This window comes from Cryobacterium fucosi (genome assembly GCF_004403515.1).
GTDB lineage: Bacteria > Actinomycetota > Actinomycetes > Actinomycetales > Microbacteriaceae > Cryobacterium > Cryobacterium fucosi.
Genome location: NZ_SOHH01000027.1, coordinates 1 through 25,381 on the forward strand (window position 1 = coordinate 1; position 25,381 = coordinate 25,381).

Consider the following 25,381-nt stretch of genomic DNA (forward strand, 5'->3'; position numbering starts at 1 on the left):
ACACAGATGTGAGGGTTTGTCACGTGTTGTGGATAACTTTATCGAAGGTTTATTCACTGGTCTCGACGGGCTCGACCACCGGGCGGGCGGGGTCTCGACGGGCTCGACCACCGGGGTGGCTCGGTCTCGACGGGCTCGACCACCGGGCGGGCGGGGTTTCGCCGGGCTCGACCACCGGGGTGGCTCGGTCTCGACGGGCTCGACCACCGACGGGCTCTACCACCGGGGTGGCTCGACCACCGAGCGGCCCGACCACGGCTTGAGGCGGCAGTCGCCGGAGACCTCTACCGGCGGCAGACGATGCCCATGCTCGTGATCCTCGGAATCCAGTCCCTCGCCGGCATCGGCGCCACCATGCTGCACGTCCTGCGGGACGGCTACGGGCGCGCCCCGAGCGGCCCGGCGCCATCCGCGCGTCGGACCTCAGGTCCGGGGCCCGGAGCAGCGCCTTCGTTTGAGCGCGCCGGTGACCGCCACCGGCGAGCGTCAGCGGCCGGAGTCCTAGAGTGAGTGGAGCGCCGCGTGAACGACGCGGACGGTGTGGAGAAGTCGTTTTATGCACTTCCGGGCATTCACTGTTGAGGAAAATGGAATCTGTGACCAACCCTACGAGCACGAGCAGCTTCCGAGACGCGCGGGACCAACTCCTGCGCCTGCGCGAAGGGCATGAGCGCGCGTCGGCCGAATTCGCCTGGCCCGAGGTCGGGCCATCCTTCAATTGGGCGACCGACTGGTTCGACGTCATCGCGGAAGGCAACGACAAGACGGCCCTCTGGATCGTGGAGGAAGACGGTAGCGAACTGAAGGTCAGCTTCGCGCAGATGTCCACCCGCTCCGACCAGGTCGCGCTCTGGCTGATCCAGCGGGGCGTAAAACCGGGCGACCACGTCATGCTCATGCTGGGCAACCAAGTCGAGCTCTGGGAACTGATGCTCGCCATCATGAAGGCCGGCGCGGTCATCCTCCCGACCTCCACGGTGCTCGCCGCCGGCGACCTGGCCGACCGGGTGCGCCGCGGGGGAGTGGACCACGTGATCGCCAACGCGGGCGACGCCGCCAAGTTCGCCCAGGTCGAGGGCGACTACTCGCGCATCTGCGTGGGCGAGGCCGTGGCCGGTTGGGCGCACTACGCGGACGCCGATTTGGTCACGCCGGCGAAGGCCACGGTCACCGTGGCATCCGATGATGCGTCGCTGATCTACTTCACCTCGGGCACCACCAGCAAGCCGAAGATGGTCGTGCATACCCAGACCTCCTATCCGGTGGGGCACCTCACCACGATGTTCTGGATCGGCGTGCGTCCCGACGACGTGCACCTGGCCATCAGTTCGCCCGGCTGGGGCAAGCACGCCTGGAGTAGTTTTTTCGCTCCGTGGATCGCCGAGGCGACCGTGTTCGTCTACAACTACGACCGGTTCGACCCCCGCGCCCTCGCCGACCAGCTGCACCGCGCGCGGGTCACGACGTTCTGCGCGCCGCCGACGGTCTGGCGGATGCTGATCCAGTCCGATCTGGGAGTCAAGCCAGAAGGGCTTCGCGAAATCCTCTCGGCCGGCGAACCGTTGAACCCGGAGGTGATCAGCCAGATCCAGCGGGCATGGGGGCTGACGATCCGGGACGGCTACGGCCAGACCGAGACCACCGCGATCGTCGGAAACGGGCCCGGATCCCGGCTCAAGGCGGGCTCGATGGGACTTCCGCTGCCCGGCGTCCGGATCAGCCTGGTCGACCCGATCACGGGTGCGGTGACCGACGAGGGGGAGATCTGCCTCGACCTGTCCGAGACCGCGGTCAACCTGATGGCCGGCTACCACGGCGACCCTGAGCGCACGGCCGAGGCGGTGCGCGACGGCTACTTCCACACCGGCGACGTCGCCCGCCGTGACAGCGACGGCTACATCACGTTCATCGGCCGCACCGACGACATCTTCAAGTCCTCCGACTACAAGGTCTCGCCGTTCGAGGTCGAGAGCGTATTGCTCGAGCACCCGGCCGTCGCGGAGGCTGCGGTCGTGCCGGCACCGGACGACACTCGCCTCAACATCGCGAAGGCCTACATCGCCCTTGCCGCCGGTTGGGAGTCCAACGGCGAAACCGCCCTCGCGGTGCTGCGCCACGCCCGGAACGGCCTCCCTCCCTATATGCGCGTGCGACGGGTCGAGTTCTTCGAACTGCCCAAAACCAGCTCCGGCAAGATCCGCCGGGTCGAGCTCAGGATGCGCGAGGACGACGCGGCGGCGACCCAGACGCGGCTGGTCGACGAGTGGCGGGACGACCAGTTCCCCGAACTGAAGCGCTGACCGCCGCCTTCGGCCCCTCCCTCCTGACCCCGCTTCTCGCGCGAGAGTGCAGAATCGGCCCCTTCAGTTCCGTGAAGGGGCAAATTGTGCACTCTCGCGGGCTGGGGCGCGGCGGAGCGGTCAGGACGGGGCGGGGCCGGAGCCGGGGGTGGCGACGAGGTCGACGAGGCGCTTGATCGCCGCGAGGGGAATCGGGAGCCAGCTCGGCCGGTTGCGTGTCTCGTAGACGGCTTCGTACAGGGCCTTGTCGAGTTCGAATGCGCTCAGCAGCGCACCCTGCGCACCGAGGTCAAGGCCGGATCGTTCGGCGTAGCCGTCGAGGAACGCCTCCCGGCAGGCGTCCGCCCAGGCCAGGGCGGCCTGCGCCGGGCGTTCCGGATGTGCCAGTTCGATGGTGCCGGCCGCGTAGGAGAACGATCGGAGCATGCCGGCGACGTCCCGCAGCGGGACATCCGGCCGGGTGCGCTCCTCCAGCGGTCGGAGCGGTTCGCCCTCGAAATCGACCAGGACCCAGCCTCTGACGCCGGGCACATTGAGCACCTGGCCCAGGTGGTAGTCGCCGTGGATCCGCTGCAGCCGCGGCCACGGCGCCGTCCGCGCCCGGCTGAAGATGGTCTCGATCGCCGCCCGGTACTCGGCCAGCGCGGGGATCCCGACCACGGCGTTGCGGTAGCGCTCCCGGATGCCGGCCAGCTCGGCCTCGATCACGTCCGGGGTGGCCTCGCGGGTCGGCAACACCGTGGCCAGGTCGGCGTGCACGGCGGCCGTCGCCACCCCGAGGTCGTGGGCCTCCCGGCTGAAGTCCTCCTCGGCCGAGGCCGAAGCCAGCGCGGCTCGCCAGGCGTCCTCGACACCGGGCAGGAACTCCTGAGCGAAGGCCAGATGGCCCTTGGCTCGTCCGTCGGGGCGGTCGGGGTCGTCCCATTCGCCTTCGACGTAGCCGATCGGTTCGGGTACGAACCGCGAACCGCCCCTGGCCAGGGCCGCCTGCACCGAGATGTCCGGGTTCTCGCCGTGGTGCAGGGCGCGGAACACCTTGCAGATGACCGGACGGGCCGGCGTGCCGTCCGCGGTCCTGGTTTCGAAGATGATCGAGGTGTTCGACTGCTCCCCGGTCAGCACGCGACTGGCCGCCACTGTATAGAGAGGAGTGTCCGCCGGGCCGAGCAGCAGTTCGCCCCGGGCGCAGCCGCCCGCGTCCTCCGCGCCGAGCGAGGCTCCCTGGCCCAGGATGACCCGTAGGATCGCGTCCGCGTAGGCCGGGTCATACGGCGCGTCGTAGAGGTACCGGGCCTGACCGTCCGGGCCGTCCACCGTGGCGACCAGGGCGCGTTCCCCGTGCGGAAGCGGAGTGGCGCGCTCGGTGAGCGGCAGCTGGTAGAGCGAGTCTTCCCCGGTCGTGGAATCGATGACGAGGTGGGTGCGGATGTCCACGCCCGGTTCGGCCGAGGGGAGCGTCCACCGGGCGATGCTGTGCAGGACGGGAACATGCCCCTTGCTCGCGAACCAGCGCTGTGTTGCGACCCATCGGTTGAGGTAATCCGGGAGAGGGGTTCCGCGACCGTTCTCAGTCATGTCGCCAGCGTACGCCAGCGGCGGCATCCGGCGGCATCCGTCGGCGACGGCGCGACCGGGCGACCGGGCGATCAGACGCGACGGATGCCGTATGCCACCGCGGCCAGGCAGCCGGCGCACACGGCGGCCAGCACGCTCATCAGCACGGTGTAGTTCGTGACCGAGTTCAGCCAGGCGAACAGGACCGGCAACAGGAAGCCGACGTAGGTGAGGCTGTAGTAGACCCCGGTGAGGCCGGCGAGGTCGGCGGGGGTGGAGATCCGCTGGATCTCGACCAGGCCGGCAACCACGCAGATGCCGTAGGACGCGCCGAGCGTGATCGCCGTGATCAGCGCGAGAACGGGGGAGAGAACGATCGCGGTGGCGATCGAGAGCAACAGTCCGACCAGCATGACGCTCATGCCGACCACGAGGGCACGCCCCTTCGTGACCAGGTTGAGCCGGGCAACGAGGGGCTGCACGAGTGCCCCGGTGCCGAGCGTCACGACGGTGAGCAGGGTCGCGAACGCCAGGTTGAGCGACCCCAGCTGGTCCTCGACGAGCTTGGGCATGATGGCGTAGGCGATCGCGGCGGCACCGAAGACCCAGGGTGCCGAGGGGGCGATGACCCGCACGAATCGGCGATGGCCGGCCAGCGGCACAGCGAGATCCCGCCAGAAGGGCCGGTGCGAACGGAACCGCGGCACCGTCTCCGGCGCCCGGAAGAGCCGGGGCAGCACGAGCAGGCTGAGAAGGATGTGAACGAGGTAAGGGGAGAGGGTGGGCATCGGGCCCCACTGGGCGAGGGCGCCCGCGACTCCGGCGCCCAGGCCGAACCCGATCGTCAGGGTGAGGGCTGGACGCCGGGCGCCGGCGGTGCGGTCGGCCCGACGGTCGAACGGCGCGCCGGAGAGTTCCTTGAGCCATGCGGTCCCGACCGACATCGCCACGCCCACACTCAGGCCGGCCAGTAAACGGCCGAGGGAGAGCGAGACCGCGCTGGAGAAGCCGAGGCCGAGCAGCAGGCTGGCCGCGATGCCGATCGCCACCCCCGCGACGGACAACGGCTTGCGCCCGTAACGGTCAGACAGTGCGCCGGCCACCAGAAGGCCGGGAATGAGCCCGACCACGTAGAAGCCGAGGAAGAGATCGGCCATCAGGGCCGAGTAGTGGCCGAGCGACTCGTACATGTGCAGGAGCGGGGTGAAGTGATTGCCGCCCCAGGCCATGACGAAGAGGGCGGGCGCGGCAAGCTGCCAGGCGGGGACGGTACGGCGGAAGTTCATGAATCTTTCTGGATCGGAGTCGGGCGCCGCGGCGCCGGGATCAGGATTCGGGCGGCGCCGGGAAACCGTGGCGCACATGCCGGCGGAGAGCGGCCTCGTAACCGGGGGCGTCCCCGGCGCGCAGGTAGTCGGCGAGGGCCCGGTGTTCGGTGATGAAACGCTCGAGACTGCCTGGATCGCGCGTCGCAGCGCGGTGGAGGAGGCGCTTGAGCCGCGGCCCGAGCTGGGTGTAGAAGTCGTCGATGACCCGGTTGTGGGACTCGTCGACGACACGGGCGTGGAAGCGGTGGTCGGCGCGGGCGAAGGCGAGGACGTCGCCGGTGCGGGCGGCCTCTTCCTGCAGCAGGATCAGGACGGCCAGGTCGTCGTCCACGGCGCGGTCTGCGCCGGGACGAGTGCTGTGCAGGGACACCGCGGTCGTCTCGAACATGATGCGCACCTGGAGGAGCTCGGCGGTTTCGACGTCGTCGAGGGCCGTGACGACCGCGCCCTTCTTCGGGAAGAGAGTGAGGAGCCCGTGTGCCTCGAGGGCCAGGAAGGCCTCCCGCACCGGGGTGCGGCTGATGCCGAGTGTCTCGGCGACGTCGCCCTCCGTGAGCAGCGAGCTGGCGCCGACGGCGCCGGTGATGATCGCCTCGGCGACATGGGCGTATACCCGCTCCACCGCGGACGGACCGGCGGCGCCGACTCGGGGGGACCTGGACATGCTCATGTCACAAGCCTAACCATAAATGCATCAATAAATACAATCTGCGGGACGATGGGCCCGGACCTGATCGCGGCGGCAGCGCCAAACCCCGACAAAAACTCTCTTATAGACTGGCCAGCGCAGCCATCCGAGACATGCCCTCCGCAGAGTCCGAGACCTTCGCCCCGCGCGATCCCGCTCGCCTCACCCGATGTGATCGCCTGCCGCCACTTCCGGCCGCACACACTCCTACCGCAGAGGCATCCGTGACCACGACAGCACCCAAGCCCACCCTCCTCGACGCACTGGCCGAGGTTCTGCCCGCCGGTCAACTGATCACCGGTGAGAAGACCGGCGGCTACCTCCGGGACCAGTCCGACAGCACCGCGGCCGGCGTCCCGTTCGCGGTCGCGCTGCCGGTGAACACCGAGCAGGTCGCGGCCGTCGTCGCCTTCGCCGCGGCCCACCGCATCCCGATCGTGCCGCAGGGCGCGCGTACCGGGCTGGCCGGCGGCGCCAACGCGATCGAGGGTTCCATCGTGCTGAGCACGACCCGGCTGAACAAGATCGTGTCCGTGGACGCCGAAGACCAGACCGCCACCGTGCAGGCCGGCGTGCGCACCTACGCCCTCGCCAGGGCCGCGGCAGCGGTCGGGTTGTTCTACCCGCCGGATCCCGGCTCGTGGAAGGGCTCGACCGTCGGCGGCAACGTCGCGACCAACGCCGGTGGGATGCTCTGCGTCAAGTACGGCGTCACGGGAAACTTCGTGCGCCAGCTCACCGTCGTGCTCGCCGACGGCTCCATCGTTCGCACCGGCCAGCGCACCATCAAGGGCGTCACCGGGTATGATCTGACATCGCTCCTGGTCGGCTCGGAGGGCACCCTCGGCATCATCACCGAGATCACGGTCGGGTTGCTGCCTGCCCCTGCCCCGGCGTCCGGGGTCTCGGCGACGTTCGCCGGAACGGAGGCGGCGCTCGCGGCGGCGGCCCTGATCGTCGCGTCCAACCGGCGCCCCAGCATCCTGGAATACCTCGACGGGCCGTCGATCACCGCGATCAACGCCTTCGACCCTGAGTCGAAGCTGCCGGCCGGCGCGGCCGCCCTGCTGCTCGTGCAGTCGGACCAGGCCGGCCAGGCCCACGACGACGTCGAGGAGTACGCCGCCATCCTCCGCGCCGAGGGTGCCACCGAAGTGCTCGTCGCCCACGACCCGGCGCACCTGGACCAGCTGATGACGGCGCGTCGACTGCTGCAGCCCGCGCTGCAGGCCGCGCGCGGTTCCAGCCTCAACGAGGACATCACCGTGCCCCGGTCCCAGTTGCAGGCGCTGCTCACCGGCCTAACCGAGATCTCCCGCGACCTGTCGATCCCGATCGGCACCGGCGGGCACCTCGGCGATGGAAACCTCCACCCGATGATCGGCTTCGACGCGGGGAACCCTGCCGAGGTCGAGGCGGCCCACGAGGCCTTCGCCCGGGTCATCCGGCTCGCGATCTCCCTCGGCGGCTCCGCCTCCGGCGAGCACGGCATCGGAATGCTCAAGCAGGCGCACCTGGACGACGAACTCGGTCCCATCCTGCGCGACCTCCAGCGCCGGGTGAAGGCCGCCTTCGACCCCGACTCGCTGCTCAATCCCGGAAAAAAACTGTGAAATCCGTTCCGGTCTGAGGCTCCGAACGTTCGTTCTGGCCTCTGGACAGGCCTTTGGATCTCCGCGGAAATCGCTTTTCCGTCCGTCCGAAGGCCCCGCCGATTCGTGCCGCGCGCGGACCGCCTCCCCTTAAGGGCGCGGGCGCGAAACGGCGGGGCCGATTCGTGATATCGGCCCGGCGACGGGAGTAGTGTTGGCAGAAGAGGGCAAGTCACGATGCATCGTCGCATTAGCCGCAAGCCTCGTGTTCCTGCTCTCCAGGCCCGACCGTGGGAGACACCCTTCTGCGGCGGGGGAGACTCGATCCCACGAGGAGTGCAATCTACATGACCATCACAGAAGGTGTTCGCAGCGACAAAGACGCGACGCAGGCCGAGCGTCCGGACTTCGTGTCCGACCCCTGGCAGGATTCGATCGATCTTCGCGATTTCATTCAGCGCAATTACACGCCTTATCTCGGTGACGCAACCTTCCTGGCGGGACCGACGGCTCGCACGACCGGGGTGTGGGCCAAGCTGTCCGCCATGTTCCCCGAGGAACGACGCAAGGGCGTCTACGACGTTGACGCGACCACTCCGTCATCCATTACAGCTCACAAGCCCGGATACATCGACCAGCCCAACGAGGTCATCGTCGGCCTCCAGACGGATGCCCCGCTCAAGCGCGCGATCATGCCGTTCGGCGGTTGGCGCATGGTTGCCACCTCGCTCGAGACCTACGGCTACCCCGTGTCTCCCGAACTCGAGAAGATCTTCACCGACTACCGCAAGACCCACAACACGGCCGTGTTCGACGTCTACCCTCCCGGGGTTCGCCGTGCGCGCAACAGCCACCTGATCACGGGTCTTCCTGACGCCTACGGCCGTGGCCGGATCATCGGCGACTACCGTCGCGTTGCCCTCTACGGTGTCGACGCCCTCATCGCCGGCAAGAAGAACGACCGCGCCGAGCTCGACATGGAGCCCTCGACCGAGGACATCATCCGCGCCCGCGAGGAAAACTCGGAGCAGATCCGGGCCCTCAAGGAACTCGTTCAGATGGCCGCCAGCTATGGCTCCGACATCTCCAAGCCGGCCGTCACGGCTCAGGAAGCCGTGCAGTGGCTCTACTTCGCCTACCTCGGTGCGGTCAAGGAACAGAACGGCGCAGCAATGTCGTTCGGCCGCAACGCGGCCTTCCTCGACACCTATATGGAGCGCGACATCGCCGCCGGCGTCCTGACCGAGTCCGGCGCCCAGGAATTGATCGACGACCTCGTGATCAAGCTGCGCATCGTGCGCTTCCTGCGCACCCCGGAATACGACGAGATCTTCGCCGGCGACCCGACCTGGGTCACCGAGTCGCTCGCCGGAATCGGTGACGACGGTCGCGCGCTGGTCACCAAGACGACCTTCCGCTTCCTCCAGACGCTGTACAACATCGGCGCCGCACCGGAGCCGAACCTGACGGTGCTGTGGAGCGACGCCCTCCCCGAGGGCTTCAAGCGCTTCTGCGCCCAGGTCTCGATCGACACCTCGGCGATCCAGTTCGAGTCGGACGACATCATCCGCGCCGAGATGGGTGACGACGCCGCGATCGCCTGCTGTGTCTCGCCCATGCGGGTCGGCAAGCAGATGCAGTTCTTCGGGGCCAGGGTCAACGCCGTCAAGGCGCTCCTGTACTCGATCAACGGCGGCAAGGACGAGGTATCCGGAAAGCAGGTGGCCCCGGCAACCGCGCCGAACGCCGACGAGGTCCTCTCCTATGACACCGTGTTCCCCGCCTACCTCGAGACCCTCGAGTGGCTGGCCGAGACCTACGTCACCGCGCTGAACTGCATCCACTACATGCACGACAAGTACGCGTACGAGCGTCTCGAAATGGCGCTCCACGACAAGGAGATCATCCGCACGATGGCCTGTGGCATCGCCGGCCTGAGCGTGGTCGCCGACTCCCTGTCGGCCATCAAGTACGCCAAGGTGCGCCCGGTGCGCGACGAGACGGGTCTCGTCGTCGACTACACGATCGAGGGCGAGTTCCCCCAGTTCGGCAACGACGACGACCGCGTCGACTCCATCGCCGTCGACGTGATGGAGCGGTTCATGACAATGATCCGCAAGCACCCCACCTACCGGGACGCGATCCACACGCAGTCGATCCTGACGATCACCTCCAACGTGGTCTACGGCAAGGCGACCGGCAACACGCCGGATGGCCGCCGCAAGGGCGAGCCGTTCGCACCGGGTGCCAACCCGATGAACGGCCGCGACACCCACGGGATGCTCGCATCGGCGCTCAGCGTCGCCAAGCTCCCGTACAGCGAAGCGCAGGACGGCATCTCGCTGACCAACACCGTGGTGCCCAGTGGTCTCGGCCACACCAAGGAAGAGCAGATCACCAGTCTGGTCGGCCTCATCGACGCGTTCACGTCGGCGACCGGGTACCACATCAACGTCAACGTGCTGAACAAGGACACCCTCGAGGACGCCATGCTGCACCCGGAGAACTACCCGCAGCTGACGATTCGCGTCTCCGGCTACGCGGTCAACTTCGTGCGCCTCACTCGCGAGCAGCAGATGGATGTCATCAGCCGCACGTTCCACTCGCACTAATATTCACCGACAACAACACGCGGCGACGCTGAGTAGGACGAGACAATGCCCGCAGTAAATCTCGGCCTGCCCAGCGCCGGCGCCGCTATCGACCTGGTGGACGGTTCATCCGTCAGCAGTGAACAGGCCGAACTGGCTGAACTCCACCATCTCGAGATGGAAGCGATCCACAACGGCTCGGTGGCCAGCGTCCACTCGTGGGAACTGGTCACGGCCGTTGACGGTCCGGGCACGCGAATGACACTCTTCCTCTCAGGGTGCCTGCTGCGTTGCCAGTACTGCCATAACCCCGACACCTGGAAGATGCGGGACGGGTTGCTGACGACGCTCGATGACCTCGTGACCCGGGTGAAGCGCTACAAGGGCGTCTTCGACGCGACCGGGGGCGGGCTGACCATCTCCGGTGGTGAGCCGCTCATGCAGCCCGCCTTCGTGGCGCGCATCTTCGAGGAGTGCCACAAGTTGGGCGTTCACACCACCCTGGACACCTCCGGGTTCCTGGGCAAGAGCGCGTCCGACACGTTGCTGGACAACCTCGACCTGGTGCTGCTCGACGTTAAGTCAGGCATCCCCGAGACGTACAGGGAGGTGACGGGCCGCGAGCTTGCTCCGACGGTCGCATTCGGTGACCGTCTCGCGGAGCAGAAGATCCCGGTCTGGGTGCGTTTCGTGCTCGTGCCGGGGCTCACGGACGCCGTCGAGAACGTCGACGCCGTCGCCGAGATCGTGGCGCGGTGGCCGAACGTCGAACGGGTCGAGGTGCTGCCGTTCCACCAGATGGGCGAAGACAAGTGGGACAGGCTGAACCTGCCTTATCCGCTGCACGGAGTTCACCCTCCGGACAACGAACTGCAGGAGCGCGTGCGGGACCAGTTCCGGGCGCGCGGACTGACGGTCTTCTAAGACCGGTTCACGTCCCGACCCGCGCGAGGCGGCGTCCCCGCGGGTGCAGAAAAGGGGCCAGGCAGCATCCGCTGCCTGGCCCCTTTTCGCGTCCCCGGCTCTGGCTGACCTGTCTCTGGTGCGGGATGATGGTGGCCGGCACACAACGGGAGGCAGCCATGACCGAAGCCATCGTCGGCAACGGGACCAAGGATGATCCGTGGCTGCTGCGCAGCCCGCCCGGAACGTCGGAGTACCGGATGTACCGGGAGGAGAGCGCGGATCCACCGAGCCTGGTGTGCGTCGTCGGGACGACCACGCTCGGCTATCGGCTGCGGTGCCTGGACGATCTCCACGCGATGCTGCGGGACGCCGTGGCCGGTTCGGGGTGTACGTGCCACCGCTGATGGAGGCGCTCGGCCTGGCCGAACTCGAGCACAACCCACGGAACAACCGCATGCGGGCCAGGTAGCCCCGCGGGGGCGTGCCATATTCGGCGTGCCACGGCAAGCCCCTCCCCGGGAAGCGCCGCGTGGGGTTCTATGGTGAATACATCGAATGGAGCCGGTCGGGGGTGAGATGATGCGCAACTCGGGATTCGCCGAGCGGCGGACCATTGGCGGAGTGCTCGGTGGACTGTTCGGTTTCCTCGTGATGAGTTCGGCGGCCGGTCTGCTGATGGCGATCGCGGTCACGCCCGTCGTGGCGTTGTCCAGCATTGCTGCCACGGACACCATCAACGTCTTCGAGAACCTTCCGGAGTACATCTCGATCGATAGTCTGTCGCAGAAGAGCAACATCTACGCGACACGGAGCGACGGCACGACGGCCCTGCTGGCCTCGTTCTACGACCAGAATCGAATCGAGGTGGGGCTGGATGCGATCAGTCCATACGTGAAGGATGCCGCGATCGCCAGCGAAGACCCCCGGTTCTTCGAACACGGCGGCGTCGATTTCCAGGGCACGGTCAGGGCCGCAGTGAGCACCTTTGCCGGAGGCGCAACCCAGGGCGGATCCTCGATCACCCAGCAGTACGTCAAGAACGTGTTGGTGCAGAAGTGCGAGCTCATGACCGACACGTCGGCGCGGCGCACCTGCTACCTCGCCGCCACCGAAACGACGCCGGAGAGGAAACTCAAGGAGATGCGCCTGGCCATCGGCCTGGAGAAGAAGTATTCGAAGAACGACATCCTCCGCCAGTACCTGAACATCGCGGGCTTCGGCGGCACGGTCTACGGAATAGAGGCAGCGGCGAACTACTATTTCAACACCTCCGCGGCGAACCTGACATTGCCGCAGGCCGCCAGCCTCGTCGCTATCATCAACAATCCCGTGAAGTTCAAGCTGGATCGACCACTGAGCGAGACCAACGGTGCGGCGAACGGATACCAGGCCAATCGAACCCGCCGAGACTACATCCTCCGGGACATGCTCACCTACCGGAAGATCACCGCAGCCGAGTTCGAGGCGGCGATCAAGGCGCCGATTGAGCCGTCCATCGTCGAACCGAGCACCGGTTGCCAGACCGCGGGGGGAAGCGCCTTCTTCTGCGATTACGTCACACACGTGCTGCGCAACGACCCGAGCTTCGGCGCCGACGAAGAGACCAGGCTCGTCAACTTTCGGCGTGGCGGTTACAACGTCTACACCACCATCGATCTGGACTTGCAGAACGCGGCCGAGAATGCCATCCGCGCAAACGTGCCGATGACCTACCCCGGTTGGGACGTCGGCAGCGTGATTTCCAGCGTGCAGGTCGGCACGGGGCGGGTGCTCGCGATGGCGCAGAACAAGGACTACAGCCAGGACCCGCTGGTGCAGGCCACGGGAGCCAACTTCACCGGGATCAACTACAACACGGATTACGTCAACGGTGGGTCGAGCGGATTCCAGCCTGGCTCGACCTACAAGGTCTTCGCACTGGCAGAGTGGCTGCGGGAAGGCCACTCGTTGAATGAGCGGGTCGACTCGCGGCGCAAGGCGAACTGGGGCACCTTCAAAGACAGTTGCCTGGGTCCGCAGAACTACGACCGCGACAAATGGAATCCCAAGAACGACGCGAACGAAAGCGGCGCCAACTACAGCGCACTCGAGGCGACTATCGGCTCGATCAACACGGGCTACATCGGGATGGCGAAGAGGCTCGACCTGTGCGGCATCCGCCAGACCGCCGAGGCATTCGGGATGCACCGCGCCGACGGGAACCCATTGCTCCAAAACGCCGCCTCGGTGATCGGAACGAATGAAATCGCCCCGTTGAGCATGGCAGTGGCATTCGCCGGCATCGCCAACAGCGGAGTCACCTGCACACCGGTCGTGATCGACAGGATCGTCGCCGCCGATGGCACCGAACTGCCCGTTCCGGTCTCCCAATGCACCCAGTCGGTCGACCCGGCGGTGACCGCAGGGATGGCGTACGCCATGCGCCTGGTGATGACGAATGGCACGGCGCAGGCCTCCTACCGGGCGACATCGCCCCGGGTGCCGATGATCGGTAAGACCGGGACCACCGACGGCAACAAGGACACCTGGATGAGTGGAGCGAGCACGAAGGTCGCCACAGTGGTGGCTGTCGTCAGTCTCACCGGGGAGACGAACCAGCGCGCGGTATTTTTTGACAGCGGACAGGCCGCGACCGCGCGCCATCGGATGTGGCCGGCCGTCATGTCGGTAGCCAATGCGAAGTACGGCGGAGACGCGTTCGTCGAGGCCTCACCGAGCACCGTGATCAAGGTAGGCACCGGGCCGCGCTAACCGGCGGGTCGCCTGGCCGGCGCGAGCCCTCGTCACGCGCCGGGTTCCACCGCGGATCTACGCGCGGATCGGCCACTGGTGGTGCACGTTGTCGACCGGGATCGCGGCCAGTTCGGCCGCGAGTTCGTCCGCCCGGTCGGTGTGTCGCGCCGCGGCCGCGGCCTTCTGCCGCTGGGCGGCCTTACGGGCGACATCGGTGAGGTCCCAGAGGTTCTCCCCGGTGATGGACACCCCTTTCGCCCCCGATCTGCGGGTGCGGCCCCGCACGAGAACGTGACGGGTCTGGAAGACCGGGCCGCCGATCCGTTCCTGCGCATCGTGGAAAAACACGACGTTGGAGACGGGTCCGGTGCCGTCGTCGAGGCTGACGAAGACCACCCGCCGGCCGCCCCGCATCGGCGGGGTGTTCGTCGCACGCCGTACCCCGGCGATGAGCACCTCCGTGCCGCCGGGCAGGCCGGCGAGCTCGGAGGCCGGGGTGACGCCCAACTCGGCGAAGAGAGGGTAGAACCGCGTCATCTGGTGTCCGGACACCGCGAGGTTGAGGTCCCGCAGCTCAAGGTCGGTCTGGCTGCGCCCGCGCAGCTCCAGGGACGTCACCGCGTCGAAGCGCGCACCCTCGAAGCCCTGCACCGGCAGTTCCACCTCGAACGCCAGTTGGTCGTCGTTGATGGTGACGGCGGTGCCGCGAAGCGACTGCACATGGGCGAGGAGCTCGTGCCGGCGGGCACGGTCGTACCCGATGAAGCTGTCGAGCGCCCCGACCCGGGCGAGCGCCTCGAATGTCTTTCGCCTCGGCCGCACCCGGTCGCGAAAATCCTGCAGGGAGGAGAACGGCTGGTGGCGCACGATGCGGGCGCGTTCGGCCGCGGTGCCGCCGGTGAGCTCGGGGAGCGCCAAACGGATGCCACGGCGTTCGTCGCCCAGTTCCTCCACCCGGTAGTCGAGTGTGCTCCGCTGCACGTCGAGACCGAGGACCGGCACGCCGAGCAGCCTGGCCTCGGCCACGATCAGGTCCTTCGGCCACATGCCGGGGGCGTGGGTGAGCAGACCGGCCAGGAACACGGCCGGGTGGTGGGTTTTCAGCCAGGCAGACTGATAGGTCGGCAGGGCGAATGCGGCGCCGTGCGCCTTGGCGAACCCGAAGCTGCCGAATCCGGCCAGCACCGTCCAGACCTGGTCGATGACCGCGGGCGGGAACCCGCGCTCCAGCGCCCGTTCGCGCACGTACTCCTCGATCCGGGGAAGCTGTTCGGGTTTGCCCAGGTGGCGGCGGAAGACATCCGCCCGGCCGAGGCCGCACCCGGTGAGTTCGTCGAAGAGCCGCATCACCTGCTCGTGGAAGATGACGACCCCCTTCGTCTCCCGCAGGATCGGTTCCAGTCGCGGGTGGAGGTAATCGGGCATGACCTCGCCGTGCCGGGCCTGGAGGTATTTCAGGGGCATGTTGTTCTGCATCGGGCCGGGCCGGAACAGGGAGATCTCCACCGTCAGGTCGTTGAAGACCTCGGGCTGCAGCTTGCCGACGAGCTCCATCTGGCCGGGCGATTCGATCTGGAAGATTCCGAGCGTCCTGGTCGACCGGATGAGCTCGAAGGTGGCCGGGTCGTCGAGCGGGATCCGGTCCAGGTCGATGCTCTCGCCGGAGAGGCGGTGGTGTTCCTCGACGGCGTGCGCCATGGCCGACTGCATCCGCACGCCGAGGATATCGAGTTTGATCAGGCCCATCGGGTCCATGTCGTGTTTGTCGAATTGGGACATCGGCAGCCTTATGCCGGACGCCTGCACCGGGGTGCGGTCGAGCAGGGTCGCGTCGGAGAGGACCACCCCGCAGGGGTGCACCGAGATGTGCCGGGGGAGACGGTCCAGCTTCGCGGTCAGGTCGACCAGCTGGTCGAGCTGCTGGGACTCGCGCACCTCGGCGGCGAGCGGCTCCAGCTCGGGCTTCTCGGCCAGGGCGCGGCGGAAGTCCCTGGCGTTGAAGCGCCACATCTGTTTGGCGATCGATGCGACCTGCTCGTGGTTCATCCCGAGGGCGAGGCCGGCGTCGCGCACGGCGCCGCGGCCGCGGTAGGCGTTCGTCATCGACATCAGGGAGACCCGATCGCTGCCGAAGGTCTCGAACAGTTTGCGGTAGATGTCGTGCCGGCGCGCCGATTCGACGTCGATGTCGATGTCGGGCAGGGTCTGCCGTTCCGGGGAGAGGAAACGTTCCCAGAGCAGGCCGTTCGAGAGCGGCTCGACCGACGAGGTGCGGAGCGCATAGTTCAGCACCGAGCCGACCCCGGAACCGCGCGCCTGGATGCGGATGCCCATCTCCCTGATGATGTCCGCCACCCGGGCCACGGTGAGGAAGTAGCCGGCGAAGCCGAGATGCTCGACCGTCTTCATCTCGCGCGCGAGCCGGGCGTGCGCGTCCTCCGCCGACGCGGCTCCCCGGCGCGCACCGGCCTCCGGCCTCGGATAGAGATCGTCGATCCCTGCCCGCGCCCGTTTCCAGAGCTCGGCGACCGGGTCGCCGCTGACGCCGATGATGCGCGCCTCCGGCATCCGCGACCGTCCGAGCCCGATATCGGCCACAGGGTCGAGGGCGCACCTCTCGGCGAGGCGCTCGGTGTCGCGGAACAGCAGCTCGAGGGCGTCGTCGTCGTGCAGCCCGGCGTCGACCACCATCCGCGCCACCTGGCGCATCGCCCGCGCCGGCTTCAGCCACGCCTGCCCGTTCGTCTGCGGCTGCTCCAGCTCGGCGAGCGGGGTGAGCGTGCGGGCGGCGTCGGCGAGGTCCGCGGTGACGGCCTCCGCGGGGGTGCCGTAACGCACGGCGTTGGTGAGCACGGCCGGCAGGCCCGCATGTTCGGCGAGGGCGAGCATCCGGGTGGCCGGCGTCACGCTGCCAGGGGTGCCTGGCTCCGACAGATGACAGACGACCTCGAGTGTGACGGATCCGGCCGGCATGGCCCGCAGCCACGCGGTGAGGCGGGCACGGGCGTCCTCATTGGCACGGTGCCCGGTCGCGGCGCCCACATCGGAGGCCGGTCCGAGCAGAACGGTGAGCGAGCGGAGGCCCGCCAGCTCGGCCAGCCGGGAGCGGGCGATGCTGGGTGTGCCGGCGCTGCTGTGCGCGGCGCTGCTGTGCGAGGCGCTGCCGTGCGCGGCGCTGCTGTGCGAGGCGCTGCCGTGCGCGGCGCTGCCGTGCGCGGCATTGTTGTGGGCGGCATTGTTGTGGGCGGCACTGACGGCGCGGCAGAGCGCGGCGTACCCACGCCCGTTGGTGTTGCCGTGTGCGAGCACGACCACCCGCCCGAGGGAAAGGTGGTCGTCGTCGTGAACCGCGAGGTCGGCGCCGAGCCCGGGCCGCACGCCCGCGTCAACGCAGGCACGCACGTGCTTGACCGCGCCGTACAGGCCGTCACGGTCGGTCACCGCCAGGAAGGTGCCGTCTTGTGCCTTCGTCTGCTCTGCCAGCGCCTCCGGCATCGTGACCCCATAGTGGGTGGAGTACGCGCTGGCGACGTGCAGGTGCGGGAAGCTCATCCCCAGTCGAGGGCGAGCACCCACGATCCGTCGACGTCGCGTCGCAGATCGTAGCGGTGCTGTTCCTCGTCCCCGCGGGACGCGTCCACCCGCCACAGCTCGGTGTCGATGCGCAGTGGCACACCGTCGTTCTCCCACCAGCGGGTTCGGGTGAAAACCGCCTGCGGCTGGCCGATGATGGTGTGCTCGAACCGGTTCCAGATGAACGCCTGCGGGTCGCCGTCGGCCGACAGCTCGACGTCGACCTGGGTATCGATGATCTGCGGCATTCGGCGCCCTCCGTCGGTTCGAACACGTGTTCGATTCTTGGAGTGTACGTCACACCACGGACAGACGCCAACGGGAACCGTCAACTGGGCGTTGAGGGTTCCCGTCGGGTCGGCTGCTGCCCTGGTCAGATCCGGGCGAGGAGCTCCGTCTTCTTCAGCTCGAACTCGGCCGCCGAGACGACGCCGGCGTCGCGAAGCCGGCCCAGCTGGAGGAGATGCCCCGCGGCACCGGGCTCGATCGCGGCTGTGCCGGTCCCGGTCGGCCTCAGAGCGGGGAGGACCATCGCGGGCGGCTGCGGCTCGAGCGGCACGACGGATGCTGCGGGGGCCGCGGCATGCCCGGCCGCCTGGGAGATCCGGTCGATCCAGGCCAGGGCGATCGCCGAGACGATGAAGACCATGTGGATGATGACCTGCCAGAGCACGCCGTCCCAGGTGTAGGTCTCGCCCGTGATGGATTCCTGCCCCTGGGTCGAGGTCGAGCCGCGGGCGGCGAGGTCGCCGACCTCGATGAAGGTCTTCAGCAGATGGATCGAGGAGATTCCGACGATGGCCATGGCGAGCTTGACCTTGAGCACGTTGGCGTTGACATGGGAGAGCCACTCCGGCTGGTCGGGGTGGCCGTCGATGTGGATCTTGGACACGAACGTCTCATAGCCGCCGATGATGACCATGATCAGGAGATTCGCGATCATGACCACGTCGATCAGGCCGAGCACGCCGAGCATGATCTTGGCTTCCTCGATGACGATGCCATCGGGTCCCGGGTGGGTGAACCCGTGCAGGACTTCCTCGCCGAGGTGGCCGAGTTCGACCATGAAGACGACGACGTAGATCACCTGAGCGACGATGAGGCCGATGTACAAGGGGGCTTGAAGCCAGCGGCTGAAGAAGATCATCAGCCCGACGCTTCTGACCCACTGGGATTGTTGGCGGAAAGGAGGTTGGCTGGAGGTTTCAGTCACCGGTCAACCTTAGGGATGCGGGGATGGGAGCCTCCTGAACGGGGACGCCCCCACCGCCGGATTCGCGGTTCGTTGCCCTCGTGGCGGCCTTTTGGGAAGCGGGCGCACGGTCTAGCCTGCGCCCGCTTCTCAAAGGTGCGCCGAGAGTGGTGAGCACGCGCGGAGGGAGCGAGCCGCGCGTGCTCAAGCGCCCGCCGGACGCCCGCGGATGCGACGGGAGAGCTCCGCGGCGAGGCCGGCCCGGCCGCGCCGGAGACGGCCGAGGGGTGAGGGCAACGTCGGTCGGATGCTCCGGGTGCCACGTTGAGGCGGCATCCGGTGACGAAACGGGTGGGAGCGTCATCATCCTCGTCCGCCTTCTCGTCAGTGCCCGCCTCGCCGCAGCCCAGGTGACTATCGACGAGTCCCTCGCCACGAGCACCGGGCAATTCGACCCGACCGAGCAGAAGCGCGGCTTTTGGGTTGCCGGGGTCGGCGTCACCGACGCGGCCCCGAGGGCGAGGGGCTGGAGCCCGACATAGACCCGTATCCTGCCCCGGATGCCCCGGACACCCCTGGTCGGCCGCCGGGCGGCGCGGGAACGGCGGGTGCCTCATGAGCCTGTGGTTCTGGATCCGGGTGGCCGGCACCCTCACGATCGGACTCCTGGCCTCCCTGACGGTGGCCAACACCGTGGCGACCGGCCAGGTCCTGAGCCTCGATTCCCGGGTGGGGGCGCTCATCGTCGCGGCCATCGCCCTCCGGCTGAAAGCGCCGTTCCTGGTGGTGGTGATCGCGGGTGCGGCCGCGGCGGCCGGGCTCCGACTCCTGGGGCTGCCCTAGACGCTCCGCGGCGCTTCCGGCCTGGCTGACCAGCGACGACGGATGCCCCGGTGAGGCTCCCAGCACTCGCCGTGGTGCGGCCCTTGTAGAATCGTCGATGGCCCTGTGCCGCCAGGGACACCGCACCGGAGTCCCACGGGTGCCCCTGAATCACCCCTCGAGAGGCAGCAATGAGCCTGATCCGGCTGAACGACGTCAGCGTCCGCTTTGAAAACGCGCAGATCCTGCGCGAGGCGTTCTTCCGCCTCGAATCCGGCGACAGGGTCGGCCTGATCGGCAAGAACGGATCCGGCAAGACGTCGATTCTGAAGCTGGTCCTCGGCCAGGTCCTTCCGGACACGGGCACCGTCACCCTGGACGCCGACCTCAAGGTGGGGTACTTCTCCCAGTTCTCCGAGCTGAACGGCCAATCCACGATCCTCGAGGTGCTCGACGAGCTCTTCGCGCCGATCAAGGCCATCGAAGCCGAACTGGCGTCGATCGACGCGGCCATCGCGGCGGACCCGTCGGGAAGCGCGGAACTCGACCGGCTCATCCACCGTCAGGCCGAGTTGTTCGAGGACATGGACAGGCTCGACGGCTGGGACTACACCCGGCGCATCGACACCGCGCTCACCACCCTGGGGTTCGACGTGGCCCACCGCGTCTGTTCGATCGACGAGCTGTCCGGCGGCTGGCGCAACCGCGCCGCCCTGGCCAGGATCCTGCTCGAGAGCCCTGACGTGCTCCTGCTCGACGAGCCCACCAACTACCTCGACGTGGCCGGGGTCGAGTGGCTCGAAGCCTGGTTCCGCACCTTCCGGGGCGCCGCGATCATCGTCTCCCACGACCGCAGGTTCCTGGACGCCGTCGTCACCCGGATCATCGAGGTCGAGAACTTCCACCTGCACGAGTACCCAGGCAACTTCGGCGAGTACGTGGTGCAGAAGCAGTTCAGGCTCAAGAACCTGGAACAGCAATTCGTGCACGAATCAGAACTGCTCGCGTTCGAGGCCGAGGGAATCGCCGACCGGAGGGAGGCCGCGAAGGCCGCCACCCGGGACCTCGGAAACCAGTTGGCGAAGATCAAGAAGGCCCGCACGCCGCGACCCGTCGACCAGATCATCACCGAGATCTACGGCGGCCTGCACGTCAAGGATATGCTCTGCCGGGTCGAGCTGCTCGGCAAGTCCTACGGCGACAAGGTGCTGTTCCAGAACCTGAGCTTCGAGATCAGGCGGGGCAACCGGATCGTGGTCCTCGGCGCCAACGGCAGCGGCAAGACCACGCTGCTCCGAGTGCTGACGGGTGAGGAACGCGCCGACTCCGGCGAGGTCGCCTGGGCGAGCGGGACAGCCGTGGTGTCCTACAACCAGGTCCTCGCCGAACTCGACGACACGGACACGGTCACCCACGCCGTCAACGCGATGCCCGGCAGCCTCGCCTTCACCGCGACCCGGAAGTCGGTCGGCCGGTTCCTGTCGATGTTCCAATTCTCCGAGGCCGACCTCAAACAGAAGATCGGCAACCTGTCCGGCGGCCAGCGAGCGCGCGTCGCGATGGCCCAGTGCCTGCTCTCCGGCGCATCCGTTCTGTTGCTCGACGAACCGACGAACCACCTCGACATGTCGAGCACCCAGGTGATGGAGCGGGCGCTGCTGCATTTCCCCGGCGCCGTGGTCGTGGTCAGCCACGACCGTTTCTTCAGCGACAAGATCGCCAACCGGCACCTCGTCTTCGGCGGCGACACCGCTGGGCCCGGCGAGATCGAGGTGCGCGCGGCCTGATCCGGCGACGGGCCGCAGGTGCCCTCTGCGATGTGAGTCGCAGGATCTGCCCGCAGAAGGCTCCGGCCGGACGGTACGTCCTGACCTGGTGAACCACCGGGGTTGGTCTCGACGGGCTCGACCACCTGGTCTCGACGGGCTCGACCACCGGGCGCGGTACTAGACCCGTGCGTCGCGCCCGGTCAGGGCGAGCAGCCGCGACTGCAGAGGCGCGTCTTCGGCGATCGGCACGGGGGAGGCGAAGAGGCCGCTGGCCTCCAGCGTGTCCCGCTGCGGTTCGAAGACCGTCCAGACCGCCTCGACAAGTTCCCCGTCCAGCGTGTCGTCCGCGGCCGTGGCGCGCGCCAGGTCCCAGGCGTGGATGGTGACCTCGGAAACCTGCTCCCTGAGGTAGTCGAGGGCGGTCACGGTGTCGTAGGACAGCGACACCGGGGCATCCGGCGGCGTCGCCCGCCACGCGGCGGTCGCGGCCTCTGAGTAGGTGTGCCATTCGGCGGCCAGGTCAGCGCCCAGCGGCGCGAGCGCGCGCCTCGCTTCGAGCGGGGAGAGCCCGCTGAGCAGGGGCGGAACCCACTGCTGCTCGAGGACCACGTGGCGCACGAGATCCCGCACAGTCCACTCGGCGTCGGGCGTTGCCCGGTCCCATTCGGTGATCCGGTCCAGCCGAGCGGTGAACTCGTCGTGGGCCAATTCCTGCAGCGCAATCCAATCGTGCGTCATGGGTGCTCCTTTCGTTGTCGGGTGCAACGGTGTCCGGCACGCTCGCATTCCGCACGAAGTGATTCGATGGCGGGAATCCGGTGGCGCGCGAGGTCCTCCGGGTGGGTTAGGGTCGCTCCATGAGCAGGCAGGACGGAAGCGACCGCACGGTCTCGGCGGCATCCGTCGACGACAGCGCCGCGACCCTGCTCCACGTCGACCTGGACGCGTTCTTCGCCTCCGTTGAGCTGCTCGACCACCCTGAACTCGTCGACAAACCCGTGATCGTCGGGCACCGCTCCGGCCGTTCCGTCGTCACCGCGGCGAACTACGTCGCCCGGCGTTACGGGGTCAACTCCGCCATGCCGATGGCGCTCGCGTTGCGCCGCTGCCCCTCGGCGGTGGTGCTCGAGCCCCACATGAGCCGGTACAAGCACTTCTCCGACCGGGTGATGGGCATCTTCGGCGACATCACGCCGCTCGTCGAACAACTCGGCATCGACGAGGCGTTCCTCGACGTCGCCGGGGCCAGGCGGCTGCACGGCTCGCCGGCAGTGATCGGCGCGCTGATCCGGCGCACCGTGGAGGCCGAGACGGGGCTCACCTGCTCGGTCGGCGCGGCATCGACCAAGTTCGTCGCCAAGATGGCATCGGGCCGGGCCAAACCCAACGGGCTGCTCGTGATCCCCGCGGAGAAGACCCTCGCCTTCCTGCATCCGCTTCCCGTCGGCGCTCTGTGGGGGGTCGGCCAGACGACCGAGGCCTCACTGCTGCGGCTCGGCCTGCGGCAGATCGGCGACGTGGCCCGCACCCCGCTTGCTGTGCTGCAGAAGGCTGTGGGGGAGGCGTCGGGGCGCAAACTGCACGACCTGGCCTGGGGGAGGGACCCGCGCGCGGTCACCATTGAGCGCGAGGAGAAGAGCGTCGGCCACGAGGTCACCTTCGAACACGACATCACGGATGTCGCCCGCCTCCGAAGCGAGTTGCTGCGACAGTCCGACGCAGTGGCGGCCCGGCTTCGCGGTGCCGGACTCGTCGGCCGGTGCGTCGTGTTGAAACTGCGCTACGCCGACTTCAGCACGGTGACACGGTCGCGCACGCTCGCGGAGGCCACCGACGTCGGCCGGAGGATCTACGAGGAGGCCGCAACCAGCTTCGACACGCTCGCGGCCTCCGGCATCCGGGTGCGCCTGATCGGGGTGCGGGTGGAGCAGCTGGGCGACGGGCAGGGCCAGGGCCTCGGCCTGTGGGACCCGGACGACGACTGGCGCGGAGCCGAGCGGGCCGTTGACACGGTCACCGCCAGGTTCGGACGTGGCACGGTGCGCCCGGCCTCTTTGCTCAAACCGGACAAGGGGTAGCCTGAGAGCATGACTAGCCTGCCAGAGAAGCTCGCAGAAATATCCCGTTCCGCCGGTGTGAAGACCGCCTACGGCGATCCCGTCCAGGTAGACGGCATCAGTCTGGTGCCCGTCGCCCTCGTCTACTACGGCTTCGGCGGCGGCGAGGGCGATTCGGCCGAAAGCGGCAAGGGCAGCGGAGGAGGCGGCGGCGGAATGTCGCTGCCGATCGGCGCCTACGTGAAGTCGGGCGGTTCGCTGCGATTCGAGCCGAATGTCATCTCGTTGCTCGCCGTCGGCATCCCGTTCGTCTGGGTGGCCGGCAAGGCGATCGCCCGCGTCATCCGTGCACTGAAGCGCTGAGGCACTGAAGCGCTGAGGCGCTGAAGCACTGAGAACCTGAAGCGCCGGGGCCGCGCGGCTCAGTCGGCGAAGACGTCGGGGACCCCATCGCGGTCCCCGTCGAGCCGTTCCTTCGCTTCGACCAGCCGGTAGGCCCGGTTTCGCGCGCGGAGCACGACGGTCGCGAGCAGGGCAGCGAGGAAGGACCCGGTCAGGATGGCCACCTTGGCGTGGTCGTCCAGCACCGTGCCGTGGCCGAACCCGAGCTCGCTGATCAGCAACGACACCGTGAACCCAACGCCGGCGAGCATCGCCACCCCGATGACGTCGACCCAGGCCAGGTCAGGGTCGAGGGTTGCCCTCGTGGTCCTGGTGACCAGCCAGGTGGCGAAGAGGATGCCCACCGGCTTCCCGACGACGAGGGCGACGACGATGCCGATGGCGATCGGGTCGGTCAGGGCCTTCGTGAGCCCTTCGGTGCCGCCGATACTCACCCCGGCGGAGAAGAACGCGAACACGGGCACGGCGAAACCAGCCGAGAGGGGGCGGATGCGGTGCTCGAGCGTCTGGGCGAGGCCGGGGCCGGCGTCGGGGCCGCCGCCCTTCCGGCTGCGCAGCACCGGCACGGCGAAGCCGAGCAGCACGCCGGCGACCGTCGCATGGATTCCGGAGCCGTGCACCAGGGCCCAGACGAGCAACCCGATCGGCAGCAGGATGAGCCAGCCGGCCCAGGTCCTCGTGCCGAAGAAGTTCGAGTGCTTGTGGGTGAGGTAGGCGAAGAGGGCGAGCGGCACGACGGCGAGGAGGAGCATCAGCGGCTGGATGTCGCTGGAGTAGAAGAACGCGATGATGCCGATGGCGAGGAGATCGTCGACCACGGCCAGCGTCAGAAGGAAGATGCGGAGCGCGCTCGGCAGGTGGGAGCCGATCACGGCCAGCACGGCGACGGCGAAGGCGATGTCGGTGGCGGTCGGAACGGCCCAGCCGCGGAGCGCGTCCGGTCCGCCACCGATGTTGATGGCCACGAAGAACAGGGCCGGGGTGATGACACCGCCGATCGCGGCCGCCACGGGGACGACGGCACGGTTGAACGTGCGCAGGTCGCCGGCGACGAATTCGCGTTTCAGCTCGAGTCCGGCGATGAAGAAGAAGATGGCCAGCAGCCCGTCGGCGGCCCAGGCGCCGAGGCTGAGCTTCAGGTTCAGGGGCTCGAACCCGACCTCGAAGTCGCGTAGCGAGAAGTAGAAGTCGGCGGCCGGCGTGTTGGCGAGGACGAGCGCGACCACGGTCGCCGCCAGGAGCAGGGCTCCGCCCACGGTTTCCTTGCGCAGGATCTGCGCGACGTGGAGGTACTCCCGGTAGCTGCTCCGGCGGAAGATCAGGGAAGTGGTCTCGTCGGCGGGGGCGGACGGGGAAGCGGGGGTCACGTGGAATCCTCTGGTTTTCGGTACGACGCTAGGGCGTCGACCAGACTTCCCGACTCACCGCTTCCAGCGTACACGGGGTCGGAACTGTGACTCGGCCGGTGAATTCCGGCCCATTCGACCGGCCCATTCGACCGGCGCGTTCAGCCGCGTCCGCGGCGGAGCCATGGCGGACGTAGGCGGGGCGGCAACTGCCACGGACCGCTCACCGGAAGGCCGCGGTGGATCCGGCGCCGGCGCAGGATGAATCGGCGCAGCAGCAGGATCAGCAGCGCCGCGAGCACCAGCGGCACGGCGACGCTCACCCTCGTTCGACCGGCCGAGTCGGCGGCCCGGATCCGATCGCCCCGTGAAATTCCGTCATCACGCGAGTCTAAACGGCGGTCTATACTCATCTACGAACACGGGAGTCCGGTCAACCGGGCTGAGAGGGAGCTTCGTACAGCTTCGACCGTCGAACCTGATCTGGATCATGCCAGCGCAGGGAGGCAGATCATCTCGTACCCGTGC

The 25,381-nt window shown here is 68.1% G+C and carries 18 protein-coding genes, 2 pseudogenes and 1 riboswitch; of the genes and pseudogenes, 11 read left to right on the forward strand and 9 right to left on the reverse strand.

Features of this window, described 5'->3' with window-relative positions:
• Positions 1-587: 587 nt before the first annotated feature.
• The gene (locus E3T48_RS02480; protein WP_134522294.1) at positions 588-2,300 is read left to right on the forward strand and encodes an AMP-binding protein; all 1,713 of its coding nucleotides are present in this window, start codon (positions 588-590) and stop codon (positions 2,298-2,300) included.
• A 120-nt stretch (positions 2,301-2,420) separates the two neighbouring features.
• Here the strand turns inward: E3T48_RS02480 and E3T48_RS02485 are convergent, their stop codons facing one another.
• The 3 genes from E3T48_RS02485 to E3T48_RS02495 form a co-directional block, all read right to left on the reverse strand.
• On the reverse strand, positions 2,421-3,875 hold the full coding sequence (locus E3T48_RS02485; protein ID WP_134522295.1) for a maltokinase N-terminal cap-like domain-containing protein: 1,455 nt from the start codon (positions 3,873-3,875) through the stop codon (positions 2,421-2,423).
• 71 nt (positions 3,876-3,946) lie between these two features.
• Entirely contained in the window at positions 3,947-5,140 is a 1,194-nt protein-coding gene (locus E3T48_RS02490; RefSeq protein ID WP_134522296.1) for an MFS transporter, read from the reverse strand.
• 40 nt (positions 5,141-5,180) lie between these two features.
• On the reverse strand, positions 5,181-5,852 hold the full coding sequence (locus E3T48_RS02495) for a GntR family transcriptional regulator (RefSeq protein WP_134522297.1): 672 nt from the start codon (positions 5,850-5,852) through the stop codon (positions 5,181-5,183).
• Positions 5,853-6,094: 242 nt separating this feature from the next.
• Here E3T48_RS02495 and E3T48_RS02500 point away from each other — a divergent pair, with 242 nt between their 5' ends.
• The 5 genes and pseudogenes from E3T48_RS02500 to E3T48_RS02520 all read left to right on the forward strand — a co-directional run bounded on the left by E3T48_RS02500 (position 6,095) and on the right by E3T48_RS02520 (position 13,710).
• Positions 6,095-7,483, forward strand: a complete 1,389-nt coding sequence (locus E3T48_RS02500) for an FAD-binding oxidoreductase (protein WP_198417605.1) — start codon at positions 6,095-6,097, stop codon at positions 7,481-7,483.
• Positions 7,484-7,809: 326 nt separating this feature from the next.
• Positions 7,810-10,074, forward strand: a complete 2,265-nt coding sequence (pflB, locus tag E3T48_RS02505; protein WP_134522299.1) for a formate C-acetyltransferase — start codon at positions 7,810-7,812, stop codon at positions 10,072-10,074.
• A 45-nt stretch (positions 10,075-10,119) separates the two neighbouring features.
• On the forward strand, positions 10,120-10,977 hold the full coding sequence (pflA, locus tag E3T48_RS02510; RefSeq protein WP_134522300.1) for a pyruvate formate-lyase-activating protein: 858 nt from the start codon (positions 10,120-10,122) through the stop codon (positions 10,975-10,977).
• 239 nt (positions 10,978-11,216) lie between these two features.
• A pseudogene (locus E3T48_RS02515) lies at positions 11,217-11,428 on the forward strand (DUF6855 family protein).
• A gap of 107 nt (positions 11,429-11,535) precedes the next feature.
• Positions 11,536-13,710, forward strand: a complete 2,175-nt coding sequence (locus E3T48_RS02520) for a transglycosylase domain-containing protein (protein WP_166789604.1) — start codon at positions 11,536-11,538, stop codon at positions 13,708-13,710.
• Positions 13,711-13,767: 57 nt separating this feature from the next.
• Here E3T48_RS02520 and E3T48_RS02525 read toward each other — a convergent pair whose 3' ends face one another.
• From E3T48_RS02525 to E3T48_RS02535, 3 genes are all read right to left on the reverse strand, one after another.
• Entirely contained in the window at positions 13,768-17,244 is a 3,477-nt protein-coding gene (locus E3T48_RS02525) for a DNA polymerase III subunit alpha (RefSeq protein WP_134522302.1), read from the reverse strand.
• A complete protein-coding gene (locus E3T48_RS02530; protein WP_134507234.1) occupies positions 17,241-17,513 on the reverse strand; it encodes a hypothetical protein in 273 nt (90 codons plus the stop codon). The genes E3T48_RS02525 and E3T48_RS02530 overlap by 4 nt, the downstream gene beginning before the upstream one ends.
• A gap of 125 nt (positions 17,514-17,638) precedes the next feature.
• Positions 17,639-18,478, reverse strand: a complete 840-nt coding sequence (locus E3T48_RS02535) for a TIGR00645 family protein (protein WP_134522303.1) — start codon at positions 18,476-18,478, stop codon at positions 17,639-17,641.
• A gap of 371 nt (positions 18,479-18,849) precedes the next feature.
• On the opposite strand from E3T48_RS02535, the pseudogene E3T48_RS02540 reads away from it, so the two are divergent.
• The 3 genes and pseudogenes from E3T48_RS02540 to E3T48_RS02550 form a co-directional block, all read left to right on the forward strand.
• A pseudogene (locus tag E3T48_RS02540) lies at positions 18,850-18,957 on the forward strand (AzlC family ABC transporter permease); the annotation flags it as partial.
• A 115-nt stretch (positions 18,958-19,072) separates the two neighbouring features.
• Positions 19,073-19,300: an AzlD domain-containing protein gene (locus E3T48_RS02545; RefSeq protein WP_420898341.1), complete on the forward strand. Its 228-nt coding sequence runs from the start codon at positions 19,073-19,075 to the stop codon at positions 19,298-19,300.
• Between the two features lie 170 nt (positions 19,301-19,470).
• On the forward strand, positions 19,471-21,066 hold the full coding sequence (locus E3T48_RS02550; RefSeq protein WP_134522304.1) for an ABC-F family ATP-binding cassette domain-containing protein: 1,596 nt from the start codon (positions 19,471-19,473) through the stop codon (positions 21,064-21,066).
• Positions 21,067-21,225: 159 nt separating this feature from the next.
• Here E3T48_RS02550 and E3T48_RS02555 read toward each other — a convergent pair whose 3' ends face one another.
• The gene (locus E3T48_RS02555) at positions 21,226-21,786 is read right to left on the reverse strand and encodes a TIGR03086 family metal-binding protein (RefSeq protein WP_134522305.1); all 561 of its coding nucleotides are present in this window, start codon (positions 21,784-21,786) and stop codon (positions 21,226-21,228) included.
• A gap of 119 nt (positions 21,787-21,905) precedes the next feature.
• Between E3T48_RS02555 and E3T48_RS02560 the strand changes: the two genes are divergently transcribed.
• Together E3T48_RS02560 and E3T48_RS02565 are read left to right on the forward strand one after the other, a co-directional pair.
• A complete protein-coding gene (locus E3T48_RS02560) occupies positions 21,906-23,126 on the forward strand; it encodes a DNA polymerase IV (RefSeq protein WP_134522306.1) in 1,221 nt (406 codons plus the stop codon).
• Positions 23,127-23,135: 9 nt separating this feature from the next.
• Entirely contained in the window at positions 23,136-23,468 is a 333-nt protein-coding gene (locus tag E3T48_RS02565; protein ID WP_134522307.1) for a hypothetical protein, read from the forward strand.
• Positions 23,469-23,527: 59 nt separating this feature from the next.
• On the opposite strand, the gene nhaA is transcribed toward E3T48_RS02565, so the two are convergent.
• The gene (gene nhaA / locus E3T48_RS02570) at positions 23,528-24,874 is read right to left on the reverse strand and encodes a Na+/H+ antiporter NhaA (protein WP_134522308.1); all 1,347 of its coding nucleotides are present in this window, start codon (positions 24,872-24,874) and stop codon (positions 23,528-23,530) included.
• A 140-nt stretch (positions 24,875-25,014) separates the two neighbouring features.
• Positions 25,015-25,266, reverse strand: a complete 252-nt coding sequence (locus E3T48_RS02575; RefSeq protein WP_134522309.1) for a hypothetical protein — start codon at positions 25,264-25,266, stop codon at positions 25,015-25,017.
• Positions 25,265-25,375: riboswitch (TPP riboswitch) on the forward strand. (Overlaps the previous gene by 2 nt.)
• The last annotated feature ends 6 nt before the right edge of the window (positions 25,376-25,381 follow it).

Excerpts from the sequence above, each read along its gene's own strand:
- E3T48_RS02480 (WP_134522294.1), top strand. The coding sequence starts at position 588 with ATGGAATCTGTGACCAACCCTACGAGCACGAGCAGCTTCCGAGACGCG.
- E3T48_RS02485 (WP_134522295.1), bottom strand. The coding sequence starts at position 3,875 with ATGACTGAGAACGGTCGCGGAACCCCTCTCCCGGATTACCTCAACCGA.
- E3T48_RS02490 (WP_134522296.1), bottom strand. The coding sequence starts at position 5,140 with ATGAACTTCCGCCGTACCGTCCCCGCCTGGCAGCTTGCCGCGCCCGCC.
- E3T48_RS02495 (WP_134522297.1), bottom strand. The coding sequence starts at position 5,852 with ATGAGCATGTCCAGGTCCCCCCGAGTCGGCGCCGCCGGTCCGTCCGCG.
- pflB (WP_134522299.1), top strand. The coding sequence starts at position 7,810 with ATGACCATCACAGAAGGTGTTCGCAGCGACAAAGACGCGACGCAGGCC.
- pflA (WP_134522300.1), top strand. The coding sequence starts at position 10,120 with ATGCCCGCAGTAAATCTCGGCCTGCCCAGCGCCGGCGCCGCTATCGAC.
- E3T48_RS02520 (WP_166789604.1), top strand. The coding sequence starts at position 11,536 with ATGATGCGCAACTCGGGATTCGCCGAGCGGCGGACCATTGGCGGAGTG.
- E3T48_RS02525 (WP_134522302.1), bottom strand. The coding sequence starts at position 17,244 with ATGAGCTTCCCGCACCTGCACGTCGCCAGCGCGTACTCCACCCACTAT.
- E3T48_RS02530 (WP_134507234.1), bottom strand. The coding sequence starts at position 17,513 with ATGCCGCAGATCATCGATACCCAGGTCGACGTCGAGCTGTCGGCCGAC.
- E3T48_RS02545 (WP_420898341.1), top strand. The coding sequence starts at position 19,073 with ATGAGCCTGTGGTTCTGGATCCGGGTGGCCGGCACCCTCACGATCGGA.
- E3T48_RS02550 (WP_134522304.1), top strand. The coding sequence starts at position 19,471 with ATGAGCCTGATCCGGCTGAACGACGTCAGCGTCCGCTTTGAAAACGCG.
- E3T48_RS02555 (WP_134522305.1), bottom strand. The coding sequence starts at position 21,786 with ATGACGCACGATTGGATTGCGCTGCAGGAATTGGCCCACGACGAGTTC.
- E3T48_RS02560 (WP_134522306.1), top strand. The coding sequence starts at position 21,906 with ATGAGCAGGCAGGACGGAAGCGACCGCACGGTCTCGGCGGCATCCGTC.
- E3T48_RS02565 (WP_134522307.1), top strand. The coding sequence starts at position 23,136 with ATGACTAGCCTGCCAGAGAAGCTCGCAGAAATATCCCGTTCCGCCGGT.
- E3T48_RS02575 (WP_134522309.1), bottom strand. The coding sequence starts at position 25,266 with ATGAGTATAGACCGCCGTTTAGACTCGCGTGATGACGGAATTTCACGG.